Below are 2418 nucleotides of genomic sequence, written 5' to 3' on the forward strand. Positions count from 1 at the left end.
CGGGCCGCCGCCAGCGCGGCGGCCAGGACGCCGCGACCGGCGAACCCGGCGGGCCCGGCGGCGGTCAGCGGGGGCCGGTGAGGCGCACGTCGCCCTTCGCCGACAGCGTGAACACCTGCCAGTTGTAGTACGCGTAGAAGCTGCGCGGGTCGCGCCGCATCTGCCGGGCGTGCGCCTGGACGGCGTCCACGTAGTGGTCGGAGTGGTTGTAGGCGAACAGCGCGCGCCGGTAGTCGCCGGGCGCGCCCGACGCCTTCAGGTAGTTGGCCGCGCCGAGCACCGCGTCGCGCGCGTCGTGCACGTCACCGCCCAGCCCGTACTGCCGCCACGTGGCCGGCATGAACTGCATCGGCCCCTGCGCCCCCGCCGAGCTGGACGAGGTGACCCGGCCGAACTTCGTCTCCACGAGCATGACGGCCGCCAGCACCTCCCACTCCACGCCGAACCGCTTCTCGGCCCGCGTCATGTAGCCGCGCAGCCGCTCGGCGGGCAGCGGCTCGGTCAGCCGCATCTGCTTGCGCCGGGCGGCGCTGATGGGGCGGGCCAGCGACAGGAGGCGGCCCACGGCCGTGGCGTTGTCGCGCGCCTCGGCCGCCAGCCGCGCCGGCAGCCGCTCGGCCGTGCGCCGGGTCAGCGTCGCGTCGCGGGCCAGCACCCGGTAGATGCGCTGCTGATGCAGGGAGAGCAGCACCACGTCCTGGGGCGGGCGCTCCTGGCCGCCCTTGGTCCAGCGGTCGATCGCCGCGTACAGGTCGGTGGACGTCCTGCGCAGGGCGGCGGCCAGCTCGGCGGGGTCGGACGGGATGGGCGCGTCGGGCGCGGGCACCCCGGCGCCCGCGGCGGGCCGCTCGTCCCCGCCGTCCCGGTCGTCCTGGCCGGAGCCGGGGGCCGTCGTGGCGGGTGTGGCGCTCGCGGGAGCCTGCCGGGCGGGCGGAGGGGACGCCGCCGCCCCGTCCGCCACGCCGCCGCATCCGGCGAGAACGAGGACGAGGGGTGCCGCGATCATGACGTGGGCGGATCTCATGACGTCCTACGTTAGCCGGGATGATCGCCACGCCGCGCCACGACACGGGGAGAGGAGGCGGGCCCGCGCCGCGGGGACGGGAGGTGTGCCGCGACGCGGGGTGGCGGTGGGCCGGACGCGCGGGGAGGCGGTGCGGCGTGTCACGACATGGCGCGGGGGGTACGCCTGGACTGTCCTTCGCGAGGCTGACATTCGGGCGGAATGTTCCGTAGTATCCGGACATCACGAGCGTTGGGGGCGCCAGGGTGCCAGGGCAGAGCGTGGGTGTGGTAGTCGAACCGGGAGTACCCCCGGAGATCGCCGGAATGCTGCGCGCCAACGCCCCCCTGCTGGCCCGGATCAGGTCGGGCTGGGTGCCGCCCGCCTCCGCTCCCGCCCCGCGCCGGCGCAGCCCGTCCAGCGTCGCGCTGCTCGCGGCCACGCCCGTGGTGCTCGCCCTCATGGCCGTCCTGCTCGAGTCGCCCGCGGCGCCCGCCGGCTTCGTGCTGCTCGGCGCGTTCATGCTGGTCGTGCTCATCAAGACCAGCACCCTCGGCGAGGCGCCGGAGACCGACCGGCCGTACGAGCGCACCGTGTACGAGCAGGCGCGCCTGTACGACGGCCGTTTCCTGCTGCCGGACGACTTCGACGAGGCGGCCCGCGCCGTGCTCGTCCGCGCCCAGCGCGCCATCGGCGGCGTCCTGCGCTCCCACGTCAACGCCGAGGGCCTGCTCGACGGCGCCCGCAACGCGGTGATGCTGCCCGAGCAGGAGTGGGAGATCGCCCGGCTGCTGGCCAAGCTGGCGGGGCTGCGCGCGGAGCACCGGGAGTTGCTGGACCGGGGCGTCGCCCCCGAGGTGGTGGCCGTGATCGAGCCGCTGGAACGGGCGCTGGCCACCAGCGAGGCCGCCGTGGTGGCGCGGGTCGAGGCGCTGGAACGCTACGCCGGTCACGTGGCCGACGCCGAGCGCGCCTACCACGCGCGCGAGCAGATCGAGGAGCTGCGGGCACGCCTGCCCCGCTACGAGGAGCTGCTGGCCGAGTCGGGCGCCGACGGGCTGTCCGTGCCGGAGATCGAACGCCTCGCCCAGGACGCCGACCAGCTCGAACGCGTCCTGCGCCGCAGCGTCAGCTCCGCCCACGAGGCGTTCCGCTACCTCGAAGGCTGACCCGCCCGGATGACGCCAGCCGACGATCGTGCCCACGGACACGCGGACCTGCCGTACCCGGGCACCGGCGAGGCGGCGGGCCGTCCGGCTGATCCGGCGGGTCGTCAGGCGGAGGTGGTGGTCGATCCGGCGGTGCCCCCCGAGAGCGCCGGGCTGCTGCGCGGCCACCCCCGCCTGCTGGCCCTGATGCGCGGGGGCTGGGCGCCCGAGGGCGGGCGCCGCTCCACCGCCCTGAGCGCCGCCGCG

Annotated in this window: 2 protein-coding genes and 1 pseudogene; 2 read left to right on the forward strand and 1 reads right to left on the reverse strand. The window is 76.2% G+C overall.

From position 1 onward, the window contains the following. Nucleotides 1-64: 64 nt before the first annotated feature. Nucleotides 65-1024, reverse strand: coding sequence for a lytic murein transglycosylase (locus AB0H81_RS44620; protein ID WP_358388555.1), 960 nt, complete (start codon nt 1022-1024; stop codon nt 65-67). A 260-nt stretch (nt 1025-1284) separates the two neighbouring features. Here AB0H81_RS44620 and AB0H81_RS44625 point away from each other — a divergent pair, with 260 nt between their 5' ends. Both AB0H81_RS44625 and AB0H81_RS44630 read left to right on the forward strand, forming a co-directional pair. After that, nucleotides 1285-2172 (forward strand): hypothetical protein, encoded by an 888-nt coding sequence (locus tag AB0H81_RS44625; protein WP_358388558.1) that lies wholly within the window; start codon nt 1285-1287, stop codon nt 2170-2172. Nucleotides 2173-2181: 9 nt separating this feature from the next. After that, a pseudogene (locus AB0H81_RS44630) lies at nt 2182-2418 on the forward strand (hypothetical protein); the annotation flags it as partial.

Origin of the sequence: Nonomuraea sp. NPDC050691 (assembly GCF_040654455.1) — a bacterium.
GTDB lineage: Bacteria > Actinomycetota > Actinomycetes > Streptosporangiales > Streptosporangiaceae > Nonomuraea.

Bases quoted from the DNA above. Each gene is read 5' to 3' on its own strand.
- AB0H81_RS44620 (WP_358388555.1), bottom strand. From the start codon at position 1,024: ATGAGATCCGCCCACGTCATGATCGCGGCACCCCTCGTCCTCGTTCTC.